The organism is Nocardiopsis valliformis DSM 45023 (assembly GCF_000340985.1).
In the GTDB taxonomy this organism is placed as follows: Bacteria; Actinomycetota; Actinomycetes; order Streptosporangiales; family Streptosporangiaceae; genus Nocardiopsis; species Nocardiopsis exhalans.
The window spans coordinates 296,054-314,519 of record NZ_ANAZ01000004.1 but is presented as its reverse complement, the minus strand read 5'-3'; the positions used below and the strand labels follow the sequence as shown (position 1 = coordinate 314,519).

The window sequence follows — 18,466 nt, the reverse complement described above, 5'->3', positions numbered from 1 at the left end:
CATCCGCTGCGCCTACGGATCACTGTTCTACCAGTCCCGACGGGGGCTCCCCGCCGGGAAGAGCGGTGTTGTCGGTGCCTTCTGATAAACCAGTGGAGATGACAGCGCAGCCCGGCCCGCCCGACGAGGTCCTCTTCGACCTGCCTCGGCAGGAGCAGAAGAAGGAAACGGCGAAGGAGAAGGCCGACACCGCGAAGAAGACCGCGAAGAGCCGTCGACCGGCCAAGCGCAGGCCCGCCGACCGGCTCCCCGTCGCGCGTGTCATCGTGGACACCCCGCTGCCGCACCTGGACCGCTACTTCGACTACCGGGTCCCGGCCGACATGGACGAGGCCGCCGTGCCTGGCTGCCGGGTGAAGGTGCGCTTCAACGGCCGTCTGCTGGCGGGTTTCCTCGCCGAGCGGGTGGAGAGCTCGGAGTTCGCCGGACGGCTGGCCTACCTGGAGACGGTGGTCTCCCCCGAACCCGTGCTCACGCCCGAGATCCTGGCGCTGTCCAGGGCGGTGGCCGACCGCTACGCGGGCACCCTGAGCGACGTCCTGCGGCTGGCGGTGCCGCCCCGGCACGCGCGGGTGGAGAAAGAGACCGCGCGCGAGGAGCAGGCCCGGGCCGAAGACGTCGAAGGGGTGGAACCCGCCGACGAGGACCCGCCCGAGGCCCCCAAGCACCCCGAGGTGGCGCCTTCCCCCGACGACGACGCCCCGGTGCAGGACACCGTGGAGGCGGCGGTGCTGGAGGTGGACCCCGGCCCCTGGGACGCCTACCCCGAGGGCCCCGACTTCATCGAGGCGCTGCACAGCGGGGTACCGGCCCGCGCGGTGTGGAACGCCCTGCCCGGCACGGAGTGGCCCGACGCCCTCGCCGTGGCCGCCGAGGCCACCCTGGGCGCGGGGCGCGGCACCGTGGTGGTGCTGCCGGACGGGCGCGACGTGGCCGCGGTGGACGCCGCGCTCACCCGCCGTCTGGGCGAGGGCCGCCACGTGGCGCTCACCGCCGACCTGGGTCCGGCCAAGCGCTACCGGAGCTGGCTCTCGGTACTGCGCGGACAGGTCCAGGTGGTGGTGGGCACCCGGGCCGCGGTCTTCGCACCCGTGCGCGACCTGGGGTTGGTGGCCCTGTGGGACGACGGCGACGACGTGCACGTGGACCCGCACGCCCCCTACCCGCACGCGCGCACGGTACTGGCGATGCGCGCGCACAAGGCCGACGCGGCGGCGCTGATCGGCGGGCACACCCGCACCACCGACGCCCAGCTGCTGGTGGAGTCCGGATGGGCGCGCCCGCTGGTCTCCGACCGGGCCACGCTGCGCAGCCGGGCCCCGCAAATCCGGCCCGCCGGTGACGACCGCGAACTCGCCCGGGATGGCGCGGCCCGGTCCGCGCGAATCCCGAGCCTGGCGCTGCGCGCGGCCCGTGAGGGCGCCAAGAGCGGCCCGGTGCTGTTCCAGGTGCCGCGCCGGGGCTACCTCAACACGCTGGCCTGCGCGGGCTGCCGCGAACCGGCGCGCTGCGATGCTTGCCACGGGCCGCTGGCCGTGCGCGGTTCCCACGCCATGCCCTCGTGCGGCTGGTGCGGCCGGGTGGCCGGTCAGTGGGCCTGCCCCGAGTGCGGGGTGAGCCGGATGCGCGCGGTGGTGGTGGGCGCCCGCCGCACCGCCGAGGAGCTGGGCCGGGCCTTCCCGTCGCTGACCGTGCGCACGTCGGGGCGCGAGGAGGTGCTCTCCGAGGTTGCGAACAAACCGTCGCTAGTGGTGGCCACGCCCGGCGCCGAACCGGTGGTCGCCGGTGGCGGGTTCGCCGCGGCGGTCCTGCTGGACGGGTGGGCACTGCTCAACCGGGCCGACCTGCGCGCCTCGGAGGAGACCCTGCGGCGCTGGCTGAACGCGTCCGCGCTGGTGCGGCCGGGCGGCGCGGTGGTGGTGTCCGCGGACGCCTCGCTGCCGGTGGTGCAGTCGCTGGTGCGGTGGGATCCGGGCGGTTTCGCCGAGCGGGAACTGGCCGAGCGCCGCGAGCTCGGGTTTCCACCGGCGGTGTCGATGGCCTCGATCACCGGCGCCCCTGAGCACCTGCGCGAGCTGCTGGACCAGATCGAACTCCCGGAGCGGGCGGAGCTGCTCGGCCCGGTGCCGGTGGGGTCGGAGCGCACCGAGAGCGGCACCAACAAGACCGAGCGCGCCCTGCTGCGGGTGCCGCGCGGGGCGGTCGGCGAGCTCACCCGGGCGCTGAAGACCGCGGCGTCGGCCCGCAGCGCCCGCCGCGACGAGCATCTCGCCCAGGTCCGGGTGGACCCGCTGCACGTGCTCTAGCCCCGCGCCCCAACTCCGTACCGGAGGGCGCCCGTTGCTTCCGCCCCCTCTTCCCCGATGATCTTGCTACCAGGAGCAAGTTCGGCGCCGATTTCGCTCCTGGTAGCAAGATCATCTTCAGGAGGGGGCCCAACCGGCCTAGCCCGCTGTGCCCTGGCCCTGATCTTGGCCCTGGGGGCGGGCGCGGTAGAGGTCACGGAGGAGGGCGATCTCGGCGCCGTGGTGGATGAACTCGCGGTTCAGGTGCAGGATCAGCACCACCAGCGGGAAGTCCGCCCATTGCGGCGCCTCGGCGCCGCCCACTGGGACGGCCAGGGCTTCGTCGTCGAGTTCCTGGAGGTGCTCGGACCAGGTGAGATAGGCATTGCGCAGGCGCTGCCGGGCCTCGGCGGCGGTGCTGGGCCAGTCGATGGCGTCGCGGTTGGCGGTGCGGTCGCCGAAGTGCCAGTTGATCCGGCTCTCCAGTACGTCCACCACGAGGTGGCCCATGCGCCAGGCGATGGTGGTGACCGGCGGCGGGTCGGGTTCGGGGTAGGCGCCGTCGGGCGCGTGGCGACCGTCCGGCAGCCGGCGGACGGTCCAGCAGTTCGGAACCGGCTCCCAGTAGAACTCGGCGTCGGTGAGCCCCTCCAGCCGGGGCCACAGCGAGAAGTCCCAGTAGAACCGCATCTGGGCCTGGATCTCGCCGTTCCAGTTCACTGCCATCGACTCACTCCCCTTCCTCTCCTGGGCGCACGACCCAGTCCGGCCAGGGTTCCACATCCCGGGGCGGACACGTCCTCGTCGGGGTAGGGCCACCAGGTGAGGTCGGCGACCCCCGGTTCAACGGGGAGGAAGGGTGAGAAGGCCGCTTCCGCCACCGCGCGGGGCGCGGTGGAGGTGAGCGCGAGGTAGCCGCCACCGCGCATCATCGAGTGGAGGGCGTCCAGCCCGGCGGGTGGGTCCTGTTCGCCGAAGGGGCGGGTCATCAGTACGGCGACGGGCTCGTCAAAATCGACGAGCCCGCTGGTGTGGAGGCGGCGGAGCATGGAGGCGGCCCCGGGGCCGGAGCCGTCCCCGGACAGGACGGCCGCGTTGTCCGCGGCGGCGGTCAGGACCCCGGCCGTACCGGTCGGGGCGACGTGCACCACCGTGGCGTCGGCGTGGGCCCGGCGGATCCGCTCGGCGGTGCCGGGCACCGGACAGCCCCAGTCCACGAACTGGCGTATCCCGGCGTCGGCGCACAGGTAGTCGACGGCCCGGCCGAGGAAGGCCTGGTGCAGGCGGACCCGCTCGGCTTCGACGGGGTCGGGCAGCGCACAGGCGCGGGTGCGGTTACCGAGGCTGACCACCCGGGATTGCTGCCCGGGCACGCGCAGGGGTTCGGGTTCTCGGAACACGGCCGTGAGGGGACCTGCTTTGGGTCCTCGGACGTCCGTCACGTTCACGCTCCCCCAGCCGGTTCGCTCGCGGGAGGCAGGGCGCTTCGTCGGGGCGGACCGGTCGGGTCCGACGACGGTGCGCCTTGCCGTCAAGGCCTGATAGTACAGCTTGCGAAAGTGATGCCCCGCACACATCCGAGTGAAATGTGCCCTATTGCCCCTTATGTAGGTCCGTGCGTCGCAAGCTTTTGTGAGCATGAGGTCCCGAGCCCTCAAACCCGAACACCCTCTTCCTGAAGACCTCTTCCACTCCTCCCCGAGCACCCAGGAGTCGTGTTGGTGTCCCCGTCCCCCGTTCCCCCGACGTGTCCGATCCCCGGTTCGCGTCGGTTTCCGCCGTGGCGCGCCTCAGCGGGGCCGGAGCGGCGCACATCGCACTGCTGCTCTTCCTTTTGCCCATCGCGAACAGCGCACTGGACGGAACCGGAGGGCTCCCCTACCCGGTGGCGACCTTCTACGGGCTGGTGCTGGTGACCCACACCCTGCCGTTCGCAGTGCTGTTCCTCGTGGTCAGGGCTCTGGGCAGAGGCGGGCGGCTGATCACCCACCCGTTGCTGCCCGTCATCGGGTCCGTACCGAGCGCGGTCCTGTACGCGTTGTTCGGTATCTCCGTGGTGGTGTGGGAGCCGAGCGCGCTGACAGTGGTGATGACACTGTTCCTGACGCTGATCGGCTACGGGGTCCAGTCGGCACTGAGCCACCTCGTCTTCTACCCGAGGAGGACGCTTCCGGTCACGCTGCTCACGATCGCCCTGCCAGCCCTGGTGTGGGGCCTGGCCATCCAGATGCACCGGCTCGGTTAGAGGACGTTGCGCGGGTCCGGCACCGGGGCCAGGCGTCCGTCGCAGTCGGCGTACTCCCAACGCGGTCCGCGGGCCACGAGGTCCGCGACCGCGCCCACCAGCCGGTCCACGTGCTCCTCGGTGGTCCCCACGCCCAGGCTCGCCCGCACCGCCTGTGTGTGTCCCTCGGGGAGCAGGTGCTGGGTGAGCGGGTGGGCGCAGAACAGGCCGTCCCGGACCCCGATGCCGTACTCCGCGGACAGCGCGGCGGCCAACAGGTCCGCGGGCAGGCCGTCGACCACGAACGACACGATCCCGACGCGGGCGTGCTCGGCACCCCACAGCGTCAGCTCGTGCACGCCGTCGATCTCGGTGAGCCCGGCGCGCAGGCGCTCCAGCAGCGCCGCCTCACGGATGTGCTGCAGGAACAACGTCTGGGTGTTGAAGGTGTCGCAGGCCGCCGCCAGAGCCACGGCACCGAGCACGTTGGGGCTTCCGGCCTCGTGGCGGGCGGGCAGGTCATTCCAGATGACGTCGTGCTCGGTCACCTTCTGGGTCGCTCCGCCACCGGCCAAGTAGGGGGTGGCGGCGCTCAGCCAGTCGGAGCGACCGGCCAACACACCCGATCCGAAGGGCGCGTAGAGCTTGTGGCCGGACAGCGCCACGTAGTCCGCGCCGGTCTCGGCGAGGCTGAACGGCAGATGCGGAACGTACTGGGCGGCGTCCACGAGCACGCGGGCGCCCTCGGTGTGGGCGGCCTCGACCAGCTCCTCCACCGGCCAGATCTCACCGGTGACGTTGGAGGCCGCGGTCACGCACAGCAGCCTGGGGCCTTCGGGGGCCTCAGCGAGCGCGGCGCGGGCGGCGGACACGGCGGCTTCGGGGGTCTCGGGAAGCGGCAGCCGCACCACCTCGCCGGCTCGGGAAGCGGGGTGCTCCCACGGGAGCAGGCTGGCGTGGTGCTCGGACTCGAAGACCACCACGGTGCAGCCCTCGGGGACGGCACGGGCCAGCAGGTTGACGGCGTCGGTGGTGCCGCGGACGAACACGACGGCGTCGGCGGAGCCGGACTCGTCGGCCTCGGCGCGCACGCCCAGGAAGCGGGCGACGCTGCGGCGGGAGCGCTCGTAGGCGTCGGTGCTGACCTGCGAGTGGTGTCCGGCGCCGCGGTGGACGCTGGCGTAGTACGGCAGGGCGGCGGAGAGGGCGTCGGCGACGCTGGTCAGGCAGGGGGCGCTGGCGGCGTAGTCGAAGTTGGCGTAGTCCACGTACTCACCGGTGACCAGGGGGACCCCGCTGTCGGCGGTGACGATCGCGCAGGGGTTCGCGGTGTCGGCTTCGCGGGCCGCGATCCGGGCGGCGGAGCGGCTGGAGCGGGTCGAGTCGAACGGGATGACAGTGGTCATGGGGCACCTCTTCTGTGGGTCGTGGGACCCACAGGGGTACGCCGGATGACGGCATCTCCTCAGGGGTCCGCGCTTGTCTGACACGGTCGTGTCGGGACCTGGTCCTCACCCGGGGCACCCCACCGCGGAAGGAGGGTTGCCGACCAGCTAGCCGGGGCTTGTCGCTGGTACTCGTGACCTGTGCCGAAATGTAACACAAGGTGCGCGCGGGTCGCATCCGTGTGTTCCTGTGGCCTGGAACACTGCCCCTCTTGACAGCGGCGGACCTGGCTGGGTCATACTGATCCCGAACTGCCCTCACGTCGCGGGTGTCCGGTTTCCCCCGGCCGCCCTTCAGGCGCGAGACTCCAGTGCGTCGGAGTTTTCGCATGCCCGCAGACAAGAGGTGCCTTCCTTGTACGGCGACGACCGTGTTCAGCAGCTTTTCCGCAACCCCAGGGTTGTGCTCATCTCCGGCTACGCCCGACTCCCCGACTCGGTGGCGAGCCATTCCCAGTACCAGCGGCTCGGTGTCGTGCTCGCGGTGGACTCCGCAGACGGCCGGATCGTGGCCGCGGACACCACTCTCCTGACCGACCTGGCCAAGGACTTCTTCCGCGCGCTGGTCGAGGGCGCCTCGGTGACCGAGGACATCGCGGAGATCATCCATCGGGTCCAGACGCGTTACGCGGGTCAGTCCGGAGCCGCCCTCACGACGGCGCTGCGCCGCTGCCTGGAGACCTACTACCAGCTGCGGGACGGCGATCAGCTGCCCGACGGCTCCGCGAACCCCGACGGCAAGGAGTGACCTGCGCATGAGTCAGACCAGCCCCGAACCCGGATCCGAGACAGGTGCCCCGCTGCCCCTCGCGGGGGTGCGGGTGGCCGACCTGTCCCGGGTGCTCGCGGGCCCCTACGCCACCATGCTGCTCGCGGACATGGGCGCCGAGGTCGTGAAGGTGGAGCAGCCCGGCCGCGGCGACGACACTCGCTCCTGGGGACCGCCCTACGCAGAGCCGACCGAGGAGCACCGGGCAGAGCACTCCCCCGGCGAGGCCGCCTACTTCCTGTCCGTCAACCGGAACAAGCGCAGCCTGGCCGTGGACCTCAAGGATCCGGAAGGACTGGCCGCGGTCCAGGACCTGTGCGCCACCTCGGACGTGGTGATCCAGAACTTCCGGCCGGGGGTGATCGACCGGCTCGGGCTGGGCTACGAGGAGATCAGCAAGCGCAACCCGGCGGTCGTGTACTGCTCGGTGAGCGGGTTCGGCCCCGAGCACGAGCCCAGCACGCGGCCGGGGTTCGACATCGTCGTGCAGGCCGAGAGCGGGCTGATGGCCACGACCGGTCCCGCGGACGGCCCGGCCAGCAAGGTGGGGGTGGCGCTCACCGACGTCCTCACCGGCCTGAACGCGGCCGTGGGCATCCTGGGTGCGCTGATGCGGGCCCGGGTGACCGGGCGGGGCGAGAACATCAGCGTCTCGCTGATCAACTCCACCCTGTCCAGCCTGGTCAACCTCACCCAACAAGCACTGGTCACCGGGTCCGAACCGGCCCGCGTGGGCAACGCGCACACCACCATCGTCCCGTACCAGGTGTTCCCGACCAAGGACGCGGAAGTAGTCATCGCGGCCGGAAACGACGCCCTGTACCAGCGCCTGTGCGCGGCGATCGACCGCCCCGACCTCGGCGCCGACCCCCGGTACTCCACCAACCCGCAACGCGTGGCGCACCGCGAGGAACTGGTCTCGGAACTCTCCACGACCCTCCAGGAGAAACCAGCCGAGCACTGGATGACGGTCCTGGTCGAGGCCGGGGTCCCGGCTGGCCGGGTCCGGGGTGTGCTGGACGCGCTGCGCACCGCGGACGCCAGGGGCGACGACGTCCTGCGCACGGTGGAGCACCCCACAGCCGGCCCGCTGGAGCAGGTGCGGGCGGGGTTCCGGATGGAGCGCACGCCCACCCCGATGACCGCGCCGCCGCTGCTCGGCCAGCACTCGGCGCAGATCCTGGCCGAACTGGGACTGACCCCGGACCGGATCGAGGCGCTGCTGAAGAGCGGCGCCGCCCAACAGACCGACGTTCGCTAGCACAGACCTCACACACGCAAGCACCACGAAGGGACTTTCCATGAGCGACTCCCGGCGCAAGGCCGCCGCCCCCGACCCCCTCGACTTCCTGGCGGTGGACGCGGAGCTGTCCGACACCGAGCGCGACGTCCGCGACGCTGTGCGCGACTTCTCCAACCGCGAGCTCCTGCCGAACGTCGCCGACTGGTTCGAAGCCGGGACCATCCCCGACCCGCGCGGCCTGGCCAAGGCCTTCGGTGACCTGGGCGTCCTCGGCATGCACCTGGAGGGGTACGGCTGCGGCGGCTCCAGCGCGGTCGCCTACGGCCTGGCCTGCCGCGAGCTGGAGGCCGTGGACTCGGGGCTGCGCAGCTTCGTGTCCGTGCAGGGTTCGCTGGCCATGGCGGCGATCCACAAGTTCGGCTCCGAGGAGCACAAGAACGAGTGGCTGCCGAAGATGGCCGCCGGTGAGGCGATCGGCTGCTTCGGTCTGACCGAGCCCGACTCCGGCTCCGACCCGGGTTCGATGCGCACGCGCGCCCGCAAGGAGGGTTCGGACTGGATCCTCAACGGCACCAAGATGTGGATCACCAACGGTTCGGTCGCCGACGTGGCCGTGGTGTGGGCCGCCACCGAGGACGGCATCCGCGGTTTCGTGGTACCCACCGGCACCCCCGGGTTCTCGGCCAACGTCATCCACAAGAAGTTGTCGCTGCGAGCCTCGATCACCTCCGAACTCGTTCTGGAAGAAGTCCGGCTGCCGGCTGACGCCGTCATGCCCGAGTCCAAGGGGCTCGGCTCACCGCTCTCCTGCCTGAACGAGGCCCGGTACGGGATCGTGTGGGGCGCGGCCGGTGCCGCCCGCGCCTGCTACGAGGCGGCGCTGGACTACGCGAAGACCCGCGAGCAGTTCGGGCAGCCCATCGGCGGTTTCCAGCTCACCCAGCGCAAGCTCGCTGACATGGTCGTGGACGTCAACCACGCCAACATGGCGGCGCTGCGGATCGGCCGGCTCAAGGACGAGGGGAACTGCCACCACAACCACGTGAGCTTCGGCAAGTTCGCCAACGTGGCGGCGGCTCAGAGGGTGGCCCGCACGGCGCGCGGCATCCACGGAGCCAACGGCATCACCCTGGAGTACCCGGTGATGCGGCACATGGTGAACCTCGAGACGGTGGCCACCTACGAGGGAACCGAGGAGATCCACGCGCTGAGCATCGGCCAGTCGGTGACCGGCATCTCCGCCTTCCGCTAGGCCGAGGTGCCATCAGCGACCGAAAACCATCACAATGGGAGCATCCGAGTGAGGGAGTTGCCGAAGATGGTGAACGAACCGACGAAGCGGTTCGAGATGACGAAGCTGCGGCGGACCGCCAACGCCTTCGTCAGCGGCTTCGTCAAGTACGGGGCCTGCCCGCCCGAGCTGCACCTGCTCACCACGCGTGGGCGCACGTCCGGTTTCCTGCGCACCATCCCGCTCAGCGTCCTGGACAGTGAGAGCGGCCGGTACCTGGTCTCCCCGTACGGGGAGGTCAACTGGGTGCGCAACATCCGTAAGGACGGGTTCGCGACACTGCGCCAGGGCGGCTGGATCGAGCTGGTGAGCGTGCGCGAGCTGAGCCCCGCCGAGGCGGCTCCGGTGCTCAAGGAGTACTTGGAGCACCCGCGGTCCGCAGTCGTAGGCCCGTATTTCGACGTCCCGCCGGAGGCCCCGGAAGAGGCCTTCGAGGCGGAGGCCGACCGCCACCCGGTCTTCCAGATCGTGCGTTCCACCACGATCCGCCTCTGAGACACACCCGAGGCCCCGGCCCCTGAGAGATCAGGCGACCGGGGCCTCCGCCTTCCCACTCAAAACACAGCTGTAGCCAGCGTCACGCGGTCATCTGGCGTCGTGCAATCACCCAGCGGGGCGGGTGTAGACCGTGCCGCGGTCGACCGGTTTGTAGCCGACGGTGGCGTAGGTCTTGGCCGGGGTCGGGTAGGCCTCGTTCGGGGTCGTGTTGATGTACACCCGGGCGCCGCCGCGGCGGGCGGTCAGGGTGCACGCCTGCAGGGCCATGGCGACGGCCAGGCCCTTGCGGCGGTGGGCGGGGACCACTCCGAGGGGTTCGATCTCCGAGCAGCGGTTCTCCGCGTCCCACCAAACAACACAACACGCGGCAAGCGAGCCGTCCGGGGCCTCGACGACGAGGTCGAGTTCGCGGTCGTAGAGCAGGGCCGCACGCGTGTTGTCATAGCGTTCCCGACTGAAACGACTGGTGAGTTCGGGGTTGACCGGGCCCACACGCTCGGGCCAGGGCAGGTCGGAGGGCTTCCAGGCGGTCCGGTGGCACTCCACCCGAGCCTCCTCCTCGCCCTCGCGCACCGGGCGGAGCCGGTAGCCCTCCGGCAGGACGACCTCCTCCTCACCAGCGTCCCGGCTCATCCACTCGCCGTAGGTGTTCTGGTCGGACACGTCGAAACCGGACCGCTCGGCGAGCGCGCGGAGTTCGCCGTCGCCCTCGAAGGTCAGCAGGTCCACGACGGCGTCACCGGCCTCGGCCAACGCACGGTCCAGGAGGGCGGCCCCGGCCTCGGGGTCGGCCGAAGCACCCACGAGGATGATCTGGCTACGGTCGAAGAGGGCGTTGGGCGCCTCGACCACGGACCAGCCCACGAGCTCGCCGTTCCGAAGGGCCACGGCTGCGTTGTCTGAGGAGATCTCCCCGGTGGCCAGCTGCCAGCCCAGACCGCCCGGGTGGGGCGCCATCGGCCAGAGCAGTTGGGCGAGCGCCTCCAGAGAGCGGCTGTCCTCCGCACGGAAGGGACGGATTTCGGGCATGGGGGTCTGCCTTTCTGGCGGTCTCACGGACAGCTGCACGCTAGCCACCGCGGCAGGCGGAACTCCACTGGTTTTCCGGAGCGCTGCGGCCACGGGGAGCACGGCGGGCGCGGAGCCGGTGGCGCATAGTGATATCTTCCTAGCGCTACGCTGACACCCAACCCCCACAGAAAGCGTGTGTATCCCCCGTGTCCGAGAAGAACTCCAGCCGGGTCACCATCTACGCGGCCGTCACCGCCGTGTTCTGCGTTCTGGTCGCGATCATCACGACCGCCGACCCGTTCCCGGCCCTGCGCATTCCGCTGCAGCTGGCCAGCGTGGTCGTCCTGGTGGTCATGGCCTACCTGCTGGGCCGGGAGACCAGGACTGTCAGGAATCTGGAGAAGGAAGCCGAAGCGCAGGACTGACGACGGGCGCAGTGGCCGGTCTCTCCCCAGATCCCGGCCACCCCCGTGCTCAGCCCCTACTCAGACCCCGCTCAGTTACGGACGCGGAACACGTCGTAAACCCCGTCCACCCCACGCACCGCCCGCAACACACTCCCCAGATGCGTCGGGTCGGCCATCTCGAAGGTGAAGCGGCTCTGCGCCACCCGGTCGCGGCTGGTCTGCACCGTCGCGGACAGGATGTTGACGTGCTGGTCCGACAACACCCGGGTGATGTCGGAAAGCAGCCGGGACCGATCCAGCGCCTCCACGTGCAACGCCACCAGGAACATCGAGTCCTCGGTCGGCCGCCATTCCACGTCCACCATGCGCTCGCGGTCCAGGCTGGCGGCGTTGACGCAGTCCTGGCGGTGCACCGACACCCCGTTGCCGCGGGTCACGAAACCGACGATCTCGTCCCCGGGCACGGGCGTACAACACTTGGATAGACGTGCCCACACGTCGGTGTCGCCGCCGGCCACGACCACGCCCGGATTCCCGGAGCGCTGGCGGGTGGTGGCGGCCTTGGAGGGCAGGGAGGACTCGGCTATGTCCTCGGTGTGGCTCTCCAGCCCGCCCATGGAGTCCACGAGCTTGCTGACCACGCTCTGCGCGCTCACCTGGCGTTCGCCCACGGCGGCGTAGAGGGACTCCACGTCCGGATAGCGCAGGTCGCTGGCCAGAGCGATCAGGGCCTCACCGCTGAACAGGCGTTTGACCGGAAGTTCCTGCTTGCGCATGAACTTGGCGATCTCGTCCTTGCCCTGTTCGATCGCGGCCTCTCGGCGCTCCTTGGTGAACCAGTGCCGGATCTTGTTGCGGGCGCGGGCGCTCTTGACGAAGTTGAGCCAGTCGCGGCTGGGACCGGCGTCGGGGTCCTTCGAGGTGAGGATCTCGACGGTCTCGCCGTTATGCAGCTCGTTCTCCAGCGGCACCAGGCGACCGTTGATGCGGGCGCCGACGGTGCGGTGGCCGACCTCGGTGTGCACGGCGTAGGCGAAGTCCACGGCGGTGGCGCCCTGTGGCAGGGGGATGACGTCACCCCCGGGGGTGAAGACGAACACCTCCTGCACGGACAGGTCGAAGCGCAGCGACTCCAGGAACTCGCCCGGGTCCTTGGTCTCCTGCTGCCAGTCGATGAGCTGGCGCAGCCACTGCATGTCCGTGGTGCCCTTGGGCTTGGCCTCGGTGTTGGAGGAGTTGCGGTCCTCCTTGTACTTCCAGTGCGCGGCGATGCCGTACTCGGCGCGGCGGTGCATCGCGCGGGTGCGGATCTGCAGTTCGACCGGATTGCCGGAGGGGCCGATGACCGTCGTGTGCAACGACTGGTACATGTTGAACTTCGGCATCGCGATGTAGTCCTTGAACCGGCCGGGCACCGGGTTCCACCGCGCGTGGATGGTTCCCAGGGCCGCGTAGCAGTCCCGGACGCTGTCCACCAGGACTCGCACCGCAATCAGGTCGTAGATGTCGTCGAAGCCCACGTTGCGGGCGATCATCTTCTGGTAGATCGAGTAGTAGTGCTTGGGCCGCCCGCGGACGGTCGCCTTGAGCTTGGACTCGCGCAGGTCGGCGGAGACCGCCTCGATGACCTCCTGGAGGTACACGTCGCGGCGGGGTGCGCGCTCGGAGACCAGGCGGGCGATCTCGTCGAAGCGCTTGGGGTAGAGGGTGGCGAAGGCCAGGTCCTCGAGCTCCCACTTGATGGTGTTCATGCCCAGGCGGTGGGCGAGGGGGGCGAAGATCTCGAGGGTCTCGCGGGCCTTCTTCTCCCGTTTGGCCTTGGCCGGGAGGTAGCGCAGGGTCCGCATGTTGTGCAGGCGGTCGCAGAGCTTGATGACCAGGACGCGGATGTCGCGGGCCATCGCCACGACCATCTTGCGGACCGTCTCGGCCTGGGTGGCCTCGCCGTACTTGACCTTGTCCAGCTTGGTGACGCCGTCGACCAGTTCGGCGATCTCGTCACCGAAGTCCGCGCGCAGCTCGTCGAGTGAGTACTCGGTGTCCTCGACTGTGTCGTGCAGTAGGGCAGCGGCCAAAGTGGCCTCCTGCATGCCGAGCTCGGCGAGGATGGTGGCGACGGCGAGCGGGTGCGTGATGTAGGGGTCGCCGCTCTTGCGTTTCTGGTGGCGATGATGGTGTGCCGCGACCTCGTAGGCGCGCTCGATCAGCCGTACGTCCACCTTCGGGTGGGTGGCTCGCACGGTCTTGATGAGTGGTTCGAGCACCGGGTTCATCGTTACTCCCCGCTGGGCGCCGAGTCGGGCGAGCCTTCTGCGTACTCGCACGGTGGAGGGCGTGCTGGCGGCCGCCTGCTGGCCCGGGGCCCCCTGCCCCGAGACGTCGGAGGGCGCCGCATCGCTCGCGGCGCCCTCCGGGCGGTCCTGCTGTGGTCTTTTCGCGGTCGGCACACCGCTGCCGTCCGCACGCTCTCCCGGCGCATGGGAACCCGTGGCGCCGGCGGTTTTCGGCGTACCGGAGGCTTGGGCAGTTCCGGCGGCGTCCGGGGCATCGGCGGCTCCTGGCACGCCGTTGCCCCGGGCGGCGGCGCTCGGCGCCTCGGCGGGCTGGCGGCCCGATTCCTGCTCGGACACCGCCCCGGTCGAGACCACTTCGCTTGGCATGCCTACCTCCCGCGGTTCCACCCGGTGGAGCCGACGTCATCGTCCGGCTCGCCTCCGGTGCACGTGCGTGTCATCAGGGCCAGTCGTTGACGCGGCCGCCGCGGTCACCTCTCCCACCAGTCTAGTGGGACCGCCCCCACCTGCGCGGGGAGCGGTCTGGCCTCCTCGTGTCCCTGGCACCGACTCCTGGTATCGACTCGGAGGTACGCGTAGTGACACAGGTCACCAGGTACGTCACACCGAGTGCTGGAGTACGTCAACAAGGACGGTCTGTCGCGGTATTCCCTTGCGGGGGCGACAGGCGCGGCGAGGTCGGCCTCAGACCGAAAGGAGGGTGTGCAGCTCCACGTCGGGCATCTTCCCGCGTCCCTGGAGCGCGGAGAGCTCCATCAGGACGGAGAATCCCACGACCGTACCACCCGCCTTGCGGACCAGTTCCACCGCGGCCCTGCCGGTGCCGCCGGTCGCGAGGACGTCGTCGACGACGAGCACACGGCTGCCCGAAGTGATCGCGTCGGCGTGAATCTCGACGGTCGCGGTGCCGTACTCCAGATCATAGGCCTGGTCGATGGTGTCCGCGGGCAGTTTCCCGGCTTTGCGCGCCGGAACAAAGCCCGCGCCCAGCGCCATGGCGACGGGGGCGCCGAAGATGAAGCCGCGCGCCTCCAGCCCGACGACGTGGTCGATCCCAGTTCCGAGGAAGGGCGCGGTGAGCCCGCGCACTGTCGCGGCGAAGGCCTCGGGGTGGTTGAGCAGGGGCGTGATGTCCTTGAAGAGGATGCCCTCGTGCGGGAAGTCCGGGATATCGCGGATGTTCGCCTCGATCAGAGCAAGATCGGCGGCGGCGTCGGGGACATCCGGGGTCGCGGTGTCATTGGGCATGGGTGGTGGGGCCTTCTCCTGGTGTGCGGGCCGGAAACCGGGTGTGTGCTGAAAAGCTGTGCTCCCGGCCGGAAAAACAGCGGTACCGGCCCCGGATGATGACGGGGGCCGGTACCGAAGTCTGTGGTGCGCCGAGTCTCGGCGAGGGGGCTGTTCGCCCTGGACTAGCCCTTGGGCTTGTCGTCGTCGCCGAAGTCGGGACGGTCCTCGACCGGGGTGTCGTCGGCGGCGGGGGTGATGACCTCACCGACGCCGGCCTTGAGCATGCGGATACGGGTGCCGGGGGAGATCTCCAGCAGTACGTCCTGGTCGTGGATCTCGACCACCGTGGCGAAGATTCCGGCCTTGGTCATGACCTCGACGCCTGGGACCAGGGAGCTCTGCATCTGCGTCTCCTGCTGGCGGCGCTTCTGGTTCGGGCGCCAGAACAGGAGCCAGAAGACCAGGAGGATCAGCGCGAACGGAAGCAACATGCCGAAGAGGCTGCTCTCTCCCTGGGCCGCGGCGGCGAGAGTGTAAATGCCCTGCACGGGGGCGTCCTTCCTGACGTTTCCTGTGGCCGACGGCTACCGGCTCGGGTACCGCGACGACCACCTTCTCGGGCCGACCGACCCAACGGCCGAATTCACACCCGGCGTTTACAACGCACAAGGGTGCCAACTCGTTCCGCCAGTATCCGACGACACCATGCGAGGCCACTGCCCCGCTTTGGCTGGTTCATCCCAGTTTACGTGGCGCTGGTCACCAGTATCCCACCGGCTGAGATCCGAGGGCTAACGGTTCGGCCCCGGTTCGCACGCACGCGCGCTTCATTGTGCCCGCACGGACGCGCTCTGTGAAGGTTACCCGCCCCGACTAGGGGGTTCCGTTGTTCCGGACACTCGCGTTCTGACCACCTGAGCCCTGACCACTCTCGCTCTGGCCATTCGCGTTCTGGCCGCCGTTGGCCGCGGGATCGGCGGCGGCACCGAAGGCGGCGTCCGGCGGCGGGGTGAGCCCCATGTGCGCCCAGGCCATCGGCGTGGCCACCCGGCCGCGCGGGGTGCGGGCGAGGAAACCGGAACGGACCAGGAAGGGCTCGGCCACGGTCTCCACCGTCTCGGCCTCCTCCCCCACGGACACCGCGAGCGTGGACAGCCCGACCGGCCCGCCGCGGAAGCGGTTCATCAGCACGTCCAGGATGGCCCGGTCCAGGCGGTCCAGGCCCAGGGCGTCCACCTCGTACAGCTCCAGGGCCGCGTGGGCGTTGCCCAGGGTGATGCGGCCGTCCCCGCGTACCTCCGCGTAGTCGCGCACGCGGCGCAGCAGGCGGTTGGCGATCCGGGGTGTGCCGCGAGAGCGGCCGGCGATCTCGCGGGCCGCCTCGGCCTCTATCGGAGCCCGCATGAGCCCGGCGGAGCGATGCAGGATCTGCTCCAGCTCGGCGGGCTCGTAGAAGTCCATGTGCGCGGTGAAGCCGAAGCGGTCGCGCAGCGGCGCCGGGAGCATGCCCGCGCGGGTGGTCGCCCCGACCAGGGTGAACGGGGCGATGTCGAGCGGGATGGCGGTGGCCCCGGGCCCCTTGCCGACCACGACGTCCACCCGGAAGTCCTCCATGGCGACGTAGAGCATCTCCTCCGCCGGGCGGGCCATGCGGTGGATCTCGTCGAGGAAGAGGACCTCGCCCTCCTGGAGGGTGGAGAGCACCGCGGCCAGGTCGCCGGAGCGTTCGATCGCGGGCCCCGAGGTGATGCGCAGCGGGGCGCCGAGTTCGGCGGCGATGATCATGGCCAGGGTGGTCTTGCCCAGGCCCGGCCCGCCGGACATCAGGATGTGGTCGGGGGCGCGGTTGCGGCGCTGGGCACTGTGCAGGACCAGGGAGAGCTGCTCGCGTACCCGGTGCTGCCCGACGAACTCGTCCAGGTTCTTCGGGCGCAGCGCACCCTCGATCTGGTGTTCCTCGACGTCGGCCTCCGGTGAGACGGCGTCACGCTCGTACACGGGTCGCCTCCTTCCTCTTCCCGTTCGTGTTCCCGTTCGTGTTCCGCGTCACGGCCGGTCCCGGCTAGGCGCGGCTGAGCTTGCGCAGGGCGCTGCGCAGCAGGACGGTGACGTCGCTGGTGTCCTCGGCCTCGGCCGCGACGGCGGCCGCTGCGGCCTCGGAGTCCTTGGCCGACCAGCCGAGGTTGACCAGGCCGGAGACGACCTGTCCGCGCCAGGCACCGTTGGGCGACGCACCGTTCGCGCCGTTCGGGGCGTCGGCGGGTGGCAGGGTGCCGTCGGTCATGACCGGGGCGTCGAGCTTGCCGCGCAGTTCCAGGACGATGCGCTGGGCACCCTTCTTGCCGATGCCGGGCACACGGGTGAGCGCGGCGGTGTCCTCGGTGGCCACCGCCTGGCGCAGGCTGTCGGGGCTGTGCACGGCGAGCATGGCCAGGGCGATGCGCGGGCCGATACCCGAGGCGGTCTGGACCTGCTCGAAGAGGTTCTTCTCGTCGTCGTCGGCGAACCCGAAGAGGGTGAGGGAGTCCTCGCGCACGACGAGGCTGGTGGCGACGGTGCCCTCCTCCCCCACGTGGAGGCGGGACAGGGCGGAGGGGGTGCACTGAAGGGTCATGCCGACCCCGCCGACGTCGATCACGGCGCTGCCCGCGCCGCGTGCGGCCACCCGGCCGGTGAGGAACGCGATCATCTCGTGTGAGGGCACCGGGAGGGGTGCCCGTCTCCTTCCTGGGGGCGGTACGGCTGCCTGTTGCAGCCCGGTCCGGGGTCCGGCGGGGGCTAGCGGCCGCGGGCGCGGCGGGCCAGCTCCACCTTGCGGGCGAAGTCCTGTTGGGCCTGGGCGACCCGGGCCTGGGCCCCGCCGCGCCAGATGTGGCAGATGGCCAGGGCCACGGCGTCCGCGGCGTCGGCCGGTTTGGGCGGCCCGTCGAGTCCGAGGATACGCGCCACCATGCTGCCGACCTGCTTCTTGTCGGCGCGGCCGTTGCCGGTGATGGCGGCCTTGGCTTCGCTGGGGGTGTGCAGGGCGACGGGCAGCCCACGGCGCGCGGCGCACACCAGGGCGATCCCGCTGGCCTGGGCGGTGCCCATGACGGTGCTGAGGTTGTGCTGGGCGAAGACACGTTCCACGGCGACGGCGTCGGGCTGGTGCTTGTCCAGCCAGTCCTCGATGCCGCGTTCGATCGCGACGAGGCGCTGGGGCAGGTCGTCGTCGGGGCTGGTACGGATGGCGTCGGCCCCGAGCAGGGTGAGCGGGCGGCCGATGGCGCCCTCGACGGCCCCGACCCCGCACCGGGTGAGTCCCGGGTCGATCCCCACCACGCGCACGCTGCCACCCTTGCCTTCCCGAGCTTCTCGAACGTTCGTTCGTACCATCATGCTAGCGGCGGGGTCCGACCCGCGCCGCCCGCCAGCCTAGGCGTGTCGGCGCCCGGGAATCTCGCCCTGACTCTATTCCGAGAAGACACGAGCAAACTCGCAGCACGGCGGGACACACGGTGCTTCACTGGGCCCACGAAGACGATCACTCAGAGTGAATTTCACAACCAGGCCGCCGCCGTCATGGACGCAGTGGAGGCAGGCGAGACCTTCCGCGTGACCCGCAACGGTATCGAGGTCACGGAAGTACGCCCCATCTCCTGCGGGTGCAAACTCAGCGCACAGGAGCTCGTGGAGCGCCACCATCAGCTCACGAAGATCGACTACGCCGCGATGAGTGCCGAAGCGGACGAGTTCTTCGACGGCATCGAAGTATGACCAACCCCAGAAC

At 70.4% G+C, this 18,466-nt stretch carries 18 protein-coding genes and 1 riboswitch; of the genes, 8 read left to right on the top strand and 10 right to left on the bottom strand.

Features of this window, described 5'->3' with window-relative positions:
* Positions 1-98: 98 nt before the first annotated feature.
* Positions 99-2,306, top strand: coding sequence for a primosomal protein N' (locus D457_RS0106025; RefSeq protein WP_026116381.1), 2,208 nt, complete (start codon positions 99-101; stop codon positions 2,304-2,306).
* A 138-nt stretch (positions 2,307-2,444) separates the two neighbouring features.
* On the opposite strand, the gene D457_RS0106020 is transcribed toward D457_RS0106025, so the two are convergent.
* Complete coding sequence (locus tag D457_RS0106020; RefSeq protein ID WP_026116380.1) at positions 2,445-3,011, bottom strand: DinB family protein; 567 nt, start codon at positions 3,009-3,011, stop codon at positions 2,445-2,447.
* Positions 3,002-3,685, bottom strand: a complete 684-nt coding sequence (locus D457_RS0106015) for an SAM-dependent methyltransferase (protein ID WP_017579743.1) — start codon at positions 3,683-3,685, stop codon at positions 3,002-3,004. The genes D457_RS0106020 and D457_RS0106015 overlap by 10 nt, the downstream gene beginning before the upstream one ends.
* A 380-nt stretch (positions 3,686-4,065) precedes the next feature.
* Here D457_RS0106015 and D457_RS0106010 point away from each other — a divergent pair, with 380 nt between their 5' ends.
* Positions 4,066-4,530, top strand: a complete 465-nt coding sequence (locus tag D457_RS0106010; RefSeq protein WP_152514150.1) for a hypothetical protein — start codon at positions 4,066-4,068, stop codon at positions 4,528-4,530.
* Here D457_RS0106010 and D457_RS0106005 read toward each other — a convergent pair.
* Entirely contained in the window at positions 4,527-5,915 is a 1,389-nt protein-coding gene (locus tag D457_RS0106005; protein WP_017579741.1) for an aminotransferase class V-fold PLP-dependent enzyme, read from the bottom strand. The genes D457_RS0106010 and D457_RS0106005 overlap by 4 nt on opposite strands.
* Before the next feature lie 64 nt (positions 5,916-5,979).
* Positions 5,980-6,094, bottom strand: a riboswitch (SAM riboswitch).
* A gap of 215 nt (positions 6,095-6,309) precedes the next feature.
* Between D457_RS0106005 and D457_RS0106000 the strand changes: the two genes are divergently transcribed.
* From D457_RS0106000 to D457_RS0105985, 4 genes are all read left to right on the top strand, one after another.
* Complete coding sequence (locus tag D457_RS0106000; protein WP_017579740.1) at positions 6,310-6,702, top strand: DUF3870 domain-containing protein; 393 nt, start codon at positions 6,310-6,312, stop codon at positions 6,700-6,702.
* Between the two features lie 7 nt (positions 6,703-6,709).
* Positions 6,710-7,984: a CaiB/BaiF CoA transferase family protein gene (locus D457_RS0105995; protein WP_017579739.1), complete on the top strand. Its 1,275-nt coding sequence runs from the start codon at positions 6,710-6,712 to the stop codon at positions 7,982-7,984.
* A 40-nt stretch (positions 7,985-8,024) separates the two neighbouring features.
* The gene (locus D457_RS0105990; RefSeq protein WP_017579738.1) at positions 8,025-9,218 is read left to right on the top strand and encodes an acyl-CoA dehydrogenase family protein; all 1,194 of its coding nucleotides are present in this window, start codon (positions 8,025-8,027) and stop codon (positions 9,216-9,218) included.
* A 66-nt stretch (positions 9,219-9,284) separates the two neighbouring features.
* A complete protein-coding gene (locus D457_RS0105985; protein WP_026116378.1) occupies positions 9,285-9,752 on the top strand; it encodes a nitroreductase/quinone reductase family protein in 468 nt (155 codons plus the stop codon).
* Positions 9,753-9,860: 108 nt separating this feature from the next.
* Here the strand turns inward: D457_RS0105985 and D457_RS0105980 are convergent, their stop codons facing one another.
* Complete coding sequence (locus tag D457_RS0105980; RefSeq protein ID WP_017579736.1) at positions 9,861-10,784, bottom strand: GNAT family N-acetyltransferase; 924 nt, start codon at positions 10,782-10,784, stop codon at positions 9,861-9,863.
* Positions 10,785-10,972: 188 nt separating this feature from the next.
* Between D457_RS0105980 and D457_RS0105975 the strand changes: the two genes are divergently transcribed.
* Complete coding sequence (locus D457_RS0105975; RefSeq protein WP_017579735.1) at positions 10,973-11,191, top strand: hypothetical protein; 219 nt, start codon at positions 10,973-10,975, stop codon at positions 11,189-11,191.
* Between the two features lie 71 nt (positions 11,192-11,262).
* Here the strand turns inward: D457_RS0105975 and D457_RS0105970 are convergent, their stop codons facing one another.
* The 6 genes from D457_RS0105970 to ruvC all read right to left on the bottom strand — a co-directional run bounded on the left by D457_RS0105970 (position 11,263) and on the right by ruvC (position 18,024).
* Positions 11,263-13,446, bottom strand: coding sequence for a RelA/SpoT family protein (locus D457_RS0105970; RefSeq protein ID WP_017579734.1), 2,184 nt, complete (start codon positions 13,444-13,446; stop codon positions 11,263-11,265).
* A gap of 705 nt (positions 13,447-14,151) precedes the next feature.
* A complete protein-coding gene (locus D457_RS0105965; protein WP_017579733.1) occupies positions 14,152-14,715 on the bottom strand; it encodes an adenine phosphoribosyltransferase in 564 nt (187 codons plus the stop codon).
* Positions 14,716-14,879: 164 nt separating this feature from the next.
* Positions 14,880-15,245: a preprotein translocase subunit YajC gene (gene yajC, locus D457_RS0105960; RefSeq protein WP_017579732.1), complete on the bottom strand. Its 366-nt coding sequence runs from the start codon at positions 15,243-15,245 to the stop codon at positions 14,880-14,882.
* Positions 15,246-15,570: 325 nt separating this feature from the next.
* Positions 15,571-16,695, bottom strand: coding sequence for a Holliday junction branch migration DNA helicase RuvB (gene ruvB, locus D457_RS31960; protein ID WP_017579731.1), 1,125 nt, complete (start codon positions 16,693-16,695; stop codon positions 15,571-15,573).
* Positions 16,696-16,759: 64 nt separating this feature from the next.
* Positions 16,760-17,386, bottom strand: a complete 627-nt coding sequence (gene ruvA, locus D457_RS0105950) for a Holliday junction branch migration protein RuvA (protein ID WP_017579730.1) — start codon at positions 17,384-17,386, stop codon at positions 16,760-16,762.
* Between the two features lie 89 nt (positions 17,387-17,475).
* Complete coding sequence (gene ruvC / locus D457_RS0105945) at positions 17,476-18,024, bottom strand: crossover junction endodeoxyribonuclease RuvC (RefSeq protein ID WP_026116377.1); 549 nt, start codon at positions 18,022-18,024, stop codon at positions 17,476-17,478.
* A 234-nt stretch (positions 18,025-18,258) separates the two neighbouring features.
* Between ruvC and D457_RS0105940 the strand changes: the two genes are divergently transcribed.
* On the top strand, positions 18,259-18,453 hold the full coding sequence (locus D457_RS0105940; protein WP_017579728.1) for a hypothetical protein: 195 nt from the start codon (positions 18,259-18,261) through the stop codon (positions 18,451-18,453).
* Positions 18,454-18,466: the final 13 nt, after the last annotated feature.